Genomic DNA, 269 nt, shown 5'->3' on the forward strand with positions numbered 1-269 from the left:
TCATCTGTCACGGTCCATGTAATATTGGTGGTTCCCACGGGGTATTCCGCATCTAATGGCTGGTTATCATCCCTTGTTCCGTTTACATTTCCAACCGAACAGTTATCAGTAGCCGCCGGAGGTACAATTTCTATCATCGCCCCACAGGTATCTGCATCTGCAGTAGTATTGATGGCTTCCACAGCAGCGATTACCGGTGCCTGGTCGTCAGTTACCGTTACGGTTTGTATTACCGGTTCAGCCTCGTTTCCATTATCATCTGTCACGAT

The 269-nt window shown here is 48.3% G+C and carries 1 protein-coding gene; it reads right to left on the reverse strand.

The annotated features are described in order from the left end of the window. Window positions 1–269: hypothetical protein (locus I6U49_RS16880; protein ID WP_198629705.1), on the reverse strand; the 269-nt coding region annotated here is incomplete at both ends.

This window comes from Salegentibacter maritimus, from assembly GCF_016236915.1.
Classification (GTDB): Bacteria; Bacteroidota; Bacteroidia; order Flavobacteriales; family Flavobacteriaceae; genus Salegentibacter; species Salegentibacter maritimus.